The sequence below is a fragment of the Alistipes sp. genome (assembly GCF_020026455.1).
In the GTDB taxonomy this organism is placed as follows: Bacteria; Bacteroidota; Bacteroidia; order Bacteroidales; family Rikenellaceae; genus Alistipes.
The window spans coordinates 1-5,834 of sequence record NZ_JAHHQJ010000023.1; the positions used below are offsets into that span (position 1 = coordinate 1).

Genomic DNA, 5,834 nt, shown 5'->3' on the forward strand with positions numbered 1-5,834 from the left:
GAGGTTTTCCGGAGGTTTTCCGGAGGTTTTCCGGAGGTTTTCCGGAGGTTTTCCGCCGGTGCTTCGGTGTTTCTTTGCCGGCTTTTGGGTTGTCCTCCGCCGATTCTTTATCGGCGCTTTGTCGGCTCTCCACCAACTCTCCACCAACTCTCCGTCAACTTTACGCCAGCCTCTCCGTCAGCCTCTCTGCCAACCTTTCCGCCAGCCTATCCGCCAACTTTCCCCCTCCCGGCTGCCTTCCGGAGCCTATTCGGCGACCTCTTTCTTCGAGCGTTTGCGCGAGTTGATCGTCAGGTAGCGCTGCAGGGTCTGCTGCAGACGGACGGGGTCGACCCGCTGGTGGATTTCACCGCCCTGGGCGATGGATATTTCGCCGGTCTCCTCCGAGACGACGATGATGATGGCGTCCGAGATCTCGCTCATGCCGATCGCCGCGCGGTGTCGCGTGCCGAACGACTTGGGCACGTCGCTCTGCGTCACCGGGAGGATGCACTTGGCCGCCACGATCCGGTCGCCCTCGATCAGTGTTGCGCCGTCGTGCAGCGGGGCGTTCTTGAAGAAGATGTTCTTGATCAGCGACGTCGACACCTTGGCGTCGAGGGCTATGCCGCCTTCGGCGATCAGGCGCAGGTCGCTCTGCTGCCCGATGACAATGAGTGCCCCGGTCTTGGCTTCGGACATTTCGCGGCATGCCGTGACGATCGGCACGACATTGGTCTGCACGGTGTCCTCGCCGGTCGAGAAGATGCGGGTGATGAAGTTGAATTGTTTCTGGCGCATGCCGATCATCTGCAGGAAGCGCCTCAGTTCGGGCTGGAAGACGATGATCAGTGCGATGGCTCCCACCGAGATCAGCTGCCCGAGGATCGTCGACAGCAGCTCCATGTTCAGAGCGCGGACGACCACCCAGAGCAGGTAGACGGCAATGATTCCCGAGAGAATATAGGGTGCATTGGTTCCCTTGGTCATGCGGTAAATCCAGTACATGATCATGGCCACCAGAATGATGTCTATCAGGTCGACGAATGTGAACGGAACGAATCCCATCGTGTATCAGAATATTTATCAGGTTTCAGTTATCGGACAAAGATATAAAAAAGTTGGTCCGCTGCCAAACCGGACCGCCTGCGATCGGGCAAACGGCACAACATTCCGAAGGTGTCGTTGCAGGGGCGGAGGTGTCGATGCCGGGGAAGAGATGTCGTTGCAGGGCCGGAGGTGTCATTGCAGGGGAGGAGGTGTCGCTGCAGAGCGGAGGTGTCATTGCTGGGCCGGATGTCGTTTCGGGGCCGGAGGCATAAAAAATACCGACTTCCGCCGTTCGGGGAAGCCGGTATTTTGTTTTTCGCGGGCCGGGCCTACTTTTTCTCGGTTTTTTTGTCGGCGGCATACAGCTCGTTGACCTTCGCCAGCACGGCGGGGGTGATGTTGAGCGTTGTGTCGGCGTCGATCAGTGCCGAGGCGTTGAGGATGAGCTTGTACTTCTTGCCGCTGTTGATCTCCTGCACGGCACGGTGCAGCAGGTCCTGGGCGCGGTTGGTGAATACGTAGTTCTCCTCGTCGAGCGTCTGAGCCTCCTTCTGGGCGTTGCTCTGGTAGGAGGCGACCCTTTTCTGAATGCTCTCCTGCTGCGCCTGCGCATCGCGCGAGGTGATCAGTCCCTTTTCGTACTTCTGCTGCAACTGTGCGGCTTCGGCCTGGAGATTCTGTTCGCGCTGCGCCCAGCTCTTCTGTGCCTTTTCGGTCTTCTCCTGAAGTGCTACGCCTTCGTTCTTGTAGAGGTCGCACTGGGCCAGCACGGCTTCGACCTGAACGTATGCGATGTCGCTCGAAACAACCTGCTGCGCCGCCGCCTCGGCCGTAACTTCGGCCTGCCCGGAGGTCTTCGTGCCGCAGGCCGCGAGGAGGAGAGCCGCAGCCAGCGCCGGAAAGAGAGTTTTTTTCATATCGTTTTTTTGTTTGTTTAGTTAATTATTCAGCATTTGAGACACAAAGGTAAAAAAAAATCTTTACTTTTGTCCAACCCGCAGCAAAAATTGAAAAACATGTACGAATACATCAAGGGCACAATCGCCGAAGTGGCTCCCGCTTACGCAGTTATCGACGTCGGCGGGGTGGGCTACTACCTCCATATTTCGCTCGAAACCTACTCCGCGATCGAACACGAGACCGAGACCCGGCTCTACGTCCATTATGTCGTGCGCGAGGATGCGCAGCTGCTTTACGGCTTTGCGACCAAGGCCGAGCGGGAGTTGTTCCGCTTGCTGATCGGCGTTTCGGGCGTTGGCGGCAACACGGCGCGGATGGTCCTTTCGACTTATTCGCCGCGCGAGTTGCAGGGGATCATCACGGCGGGCAACGCCGTGCTGCTGAAAAACGTCAAGGGACTGGGTCTCAAGACGGCGCAGAAGATCATCGTCGAGCTGAGCGGCAAACTCATGATGTCGGGCGCCGACGATGCCGGTGCGCAGCCCGGAGCGGGCGGAAGTTTCGACGAGGCCTTTGCGGCACTCTCCATGTTGGGCTTCGCCCGGGCCCCGATCGAAAAGGTCCTGCGGGGCCTTCTGCGCGAATCGCCTGCAGCTCCGGTCGAGGAGCTGATCCGGATGGCCTTGAAAAAGCTCTGATCCGGCCGTCGCGGGCGTGGGGATATGCCATGAGGGAGGTGCGAATTTTTGAATGACACCACCGAATATTTCTCCTGTCTTTTGTTTTGAAGCTATTTTGTCGTATATTTGTATTTTAATAGTTTTTTTAACGACATTTTAACAGGCTTCTATGGAAAACGTTCCCCTAGGATTTATTTTGATTTTATTCGGTGTCTTTGTCGCGGCTATTGTGTTGACGGCCATCTCTATTGCGAGGAAGCAACGCAAGCTGCAGCGGCTCAAGAATCCGCACAAGGACTATTACCGGAAAAAGAGATAATCGGAATTTCCGACTTTTGAGGTCGCCCGCATGCAAAGCGGGCGATTTTTTACGTTTCTTGTTCATAAATCGGATTGTTTTTGTAAATTTGCACAATTATATGTCGATGAAACGAATATTCACCACATTGCTTTTCGCACTGCCCCTGCTGTTCTGCGGCTGCTCGGATGAGGAGGACATCCTGCCCGAACAGCGCCAGAAAATCGTCTCCTATCTTGAGAAGACGCACGCTCCGGCGCTGATCCCGGAGTCGCAGGTTGAGGCCGGGAGCCAGCAGCGGTTCTACACCATGTCGGGCGGCACGGTCTATCGCTATATCGACAATTTCTACCGCGACGGGCGGAATGGGCTTCCGGAGATCACCGCCACGGCGAAGGCGATCATCACCTTCCGAACCTATGTCTTCACCTTTTCGAACATCACCGATTCGACCTTCCCGTTCTACTCGAACGATCCCGCCCTGCAGCAGGCCTATGAGGATGAGGGGCTGACGCCCGGGGCCTGGTCTTTCGAACCGCTTCGGGTCGATATGCGGGGTAACATACTAAATGGACTGCGGCATGCGTTACTTGGTTGTCGCGAAGGCGATGTCGTCGAGGCCTACATGACCTACAACATGGCCTACGGGGACAAATATATGAGTACGATTCCGCGGGAAAGCCCCATCGCCTGGTTTTTCACGGTCGAAAGCGTGGAATACGACCAATAGACAGAACACCGAATTTATAGAATTGCAGAACAAAATATGAAGTTGATCACCCGTTTTCTCTACCTCTCGGCTGCCGGCATCCTGTTGCTGGGCTCATGTGCCAAGGAGCAGACCGAGTCGTATGACAAATTCGAGAACCAGGCCCTTGAGGCGTGGATGACGCAGAACCGCCGGGATCTGCTGAAAAACTACCAGTCCGACGGCGGCTATTACGTCGAGGTCCTCGCGGCCGGGAATCCCGCCGCCAAGCCGATAAACGACACCGCCTGCTGGGTGAAGTTCGACTTCTCGGGTCGCGATTTGAACGGCAACATCGTGCTCACGCGGCGTTCCGGCGAAGCCCGCCAGCTTGGCACCTTCACCAAATACACCCACTATGTTCCCTTCTACCGCTACTGCGGCACGGAGAATACGAGCCTGATGGAGGGAACTTTCCTGGCCATGCGCAATACGCTTCACCTCGATCCGGACTACGCCGCCGGCAAGAGTGTCGACCCCGAGTTTCTGCTGCGCGATGGCTCCAAGGTGCGGCTCTACCTTCCCTCGCGTATCGTCGGCAACGGCGTGCAGGGCGACGGCGGCTACGAGGGACAGTTCGACCTGAGTGCCAATCGTCCGCTCATCGTCGAAATGGAGATCCGCGATATGGTGAAAAACCCGCTGGAGGCCGAAGGTTCCCTGGTGGACGCCTTCTGCAAGGGTAACGGCGGTATGGTGATGTTCACTAAGGACGGCAAGGACGGATCGGAAAAACGCCCGACCGATCCCAAGGATTCGAAACACCCCTATAACCGTGCGGAACGGTGGGTGAGCGCCTGCGATACCGTGGCCCAGCTCTATGTCGATGTGCGCTACGATCCGGCCAAGGAACTTGCCGGGGACAAGTTCTCCTTCTCGTTTCCCGTCGGCAGCGAGCGCAACGAACCCTATAAAGACGGGTTCAAGCCCTATGACGGCTCCGATCTGGAGAAGGAGATCGCAGAGGCGCTCGTGAAGCGCTTCCACGGCAAGGATGACAAATACGAAGTCTACAAGGGTGTCGCCGGCCTCGATGCCGACTCGGTCGGTATGGAAGGCACGGCCAAGATCTGGTATATCGGCCGCTTCCTCGACGGGTTCATCTTCGACACGAACATCGACGAGGTGAAGCAGATCGTCTACGGCGAAGTGCGCCGCAGCGGTTCGGCTCATTCCTACAACCTGAAGAGCCCCGATCTGATTACGGCGTTTTATTACACGGTCCCGCATCTGAAATACGGACAGTGGGCGACGCTGGTCACCACGTCGACCAATGCCTACGGCACGATGGGCAAGAGCGGCGGCTCAACTACGACGACCAGTTCGAACGGCTACACGTCGAGCTATTACGATTACCTGAACTTCCTGAACTATTCGCAGATGTACTACGGCAATAACGGCTATTACGGCGGTTATTACAACGATTACTACGGCTACGGTGGTTTGGGTAACTACGGTTATTACGGGGGTTATTACGGGGGCTACGGCGACTATTACGACTCGGGCACGACGACGACCACGACCGAGGTCTATACCGACATCCCGCCCTTCACGCCGCTTGTTTTCCAGATCTACATCGAGCCCAAGAGCGAATAATCCGCTTTTCCGGCCCTGAACAACGCGCGTCCGATCCGAAAAGCCCCCGCCAAAACGGGGGCTTTTGTTTTGGAATAGCGGGGCTTTCGCTTCTTTTCTTTCGTGTTGCATTTTTATTACACTTTTTCAGGCAGAAATTTTGTAGATCCATAAAATTGTATTAATTTAGATGTGTAGAACCATCAACCAAAAATTCAACGGATATGATTATCACATTTAACGAGTTGCGCCGTATCAAGGACCGGTTGCCCAGCGGCAGCTCGCAGCGCATTGCAGATGAGTTAGGAATCGACGTAGACACTGTCCGCAATTATTTTGGCGGCAAGCACGAATCAAAGGAGTGCGTCGGGGTTCACTTCGAACCGGGACCGGACGGGGGAGTCGTTACGTTGGACGATACGACGATTCTCGATGTTGCAATGCGCATCTTGAGCGAGCAGTAACGGAATTATAGCGATTAGTCCGGCTTTGCCGGAAGAGGGGCCTGCGTTTTGCAGGCCTTTTTTGTGGCCTTTGCGCCCGAACCCCTCTCCGCCCGGAATACCGTTCCCGCCCGAACCCCTCTCCGCCCGGAATACCGCCC

Annotated in this window: 7 protein-coding genes; 4 read left to right on the forward strand and 3 right to left on the reverse strand. The window is 56.2% G+C overall.

The genetic code is table 11. The annotated features are described in order from the left end of the window. Nucleotides 1-246: 246 nt before the first annotated feature. Both cdaA and QZ460_RS10135 read right to left on the reverse strand, forming a co-directional pair. Nucleotides 247-1,047 (reverse strand): diadenylate cyclase CdaA, encoded by an 801-nt coding sequence (cdaA, locus tag QZ460_RS10130; protein ID WP_290541460.1) that lies wholly within the window; start codon nt 1,045-1,047, stop codon nt 247-249. 311 nt (nt 1,048-1,358) lie between these two features. Further along, the gene (locus tag QZ460_RS10135) at nt 1,359-1,946 is read right to left on the reverse strand and encodes an OmpH family outer membrane protein (RefSeq protein ID WP_290541461.1); all 588 of its coding nucleotides are present in this window, start codon (nt 1,944-1,946) and stop codon (nt 1,359-1,361) included. 99 nt (nt 1,947-2,045) lie between these two features. Here QZ460_RS10135 and ruvA point away from each other — a divergent pair, with 99 nt between their 5' ends. Continuing rightward, nucleotides 2,046-2,627: a Holliday junction branch migration protein RuvA gene (gene ruvA, locus QZ460_RS10140; protein ID WP_290541462.1), complete on the forward strand. Its 582-nt coding sequence runs from the start codon at nt 2,046-2,048 to the stop codon at nt 2,625-2,627. Nucleotides 2,628-2,811: 184 nt separating this feature from the next. Here the strand turns inward: ruvA and QZ460_RS10145 are convergent, their stop codons facing one another. Next, the gene (locus tag QZ460_RS10145; protein WP_290541463.1) at nt 2,812-2,994 is read right to left on the reverse strand and encodes a hypothetical protein; all 183 of its coding nucleotides are present in this window, start codon (nt 2,992-2,994) and stop codon (nt 2,812-2,814) included. A 40-nt stretch (nt 2,995-3,034) separates the two neighbouring features. Between QZ460_RS10145 and QZ460_RS10150 the strand changes: the two genes are divergently transcribed. From QZ460_RS10150 to QZ460_RS10160, 3 genes are all read left to right on the forward strand, one after another. Next, the gene (locus QZ460_RS10150; protein ID WP_290541464.1) at nt 3,035-3,637 is read left to right on the forward strand and encodes a hypothetical protein; all 603 of its coding nucleotides are present in this window, start codon (nt 3,035-3,037) and stop codon (nt 3,635-3,637) included. Nucleotides 3,638-3,673: 36 nt separating this feature from the next. Beyond that, nucleotides 3,674-5,251 carry a hypothetical protein gene (locus QZ460_RS10155; RefSeq protein WP_290541465.1) on the forward strand — a complete coding sequence of 526 codons (1,578 nt, stop codon included), beginning with the start codon at nt 3,674-3,676 and terminating at the stop codon, nt 5,249-5,251. 203 nt (nt 5,252-5,454) lie between these two features. Continuing rightward, entirely contained in the window at nt 5,455-5,694 is a 240-nt protein-coding gene (locus QZ460_RS10160) for a hypothetical protein (protein ID WP_015545881.1), read from the forward strand. The last annotated feature ends 140 nt before the right edge of the window (nt 5,695-5,834 follow it).

Coding starts and splice junctions, on each gene's coding strand:
- cdaA (WP_290541460.1), bottom strand. CDS start 1,047: ATGGGATTCGTTCCGTTCACATTCGTCGACCTGATAGACATCATTCTG.
- QZ460_RS10135 (WP_290541461.1), bottom strand. CDS start 1,946: ATGAAAAAAACTCTCTTTCCGGCGCTGGCTGCGGCTCTCCTCCTCGCG.
- ruvA (WP_290541462.1), top strand. CDS start 2,046: ATGTACGAATACATCAAGGGCACAATCGCCGAAGTGGCTCCCGCTTAC.
- QZ460_RS10145 (WP_290541463.1), bottom strand. CDS start 2,994: ATGAACAAGAAACGTAAAAAATCGCCCGCTTTGCATGCGGGCGACCTC.
- QZ460_RS10150 (WP_290541464.1), top strand. CDS start 3,035: ATGAAACGAATATTCACCACATTGCTTTTCGCACTGCCCCTGCTGTTC.
- QZ460_RS10155 (WP_290541465.1), top strand. CDS start 3,674: ATGAAGTTGATCACCCGTTTTCTCTACCTCTCGGCTGCCGGCATCCTG.
- QZ460_RS10160 (WP_015545881.1), top strand. CDS start 5,455: ATGATTATCACATTTAACGAGTTGCGCCGTATCAAGGACCGGTTGCCC.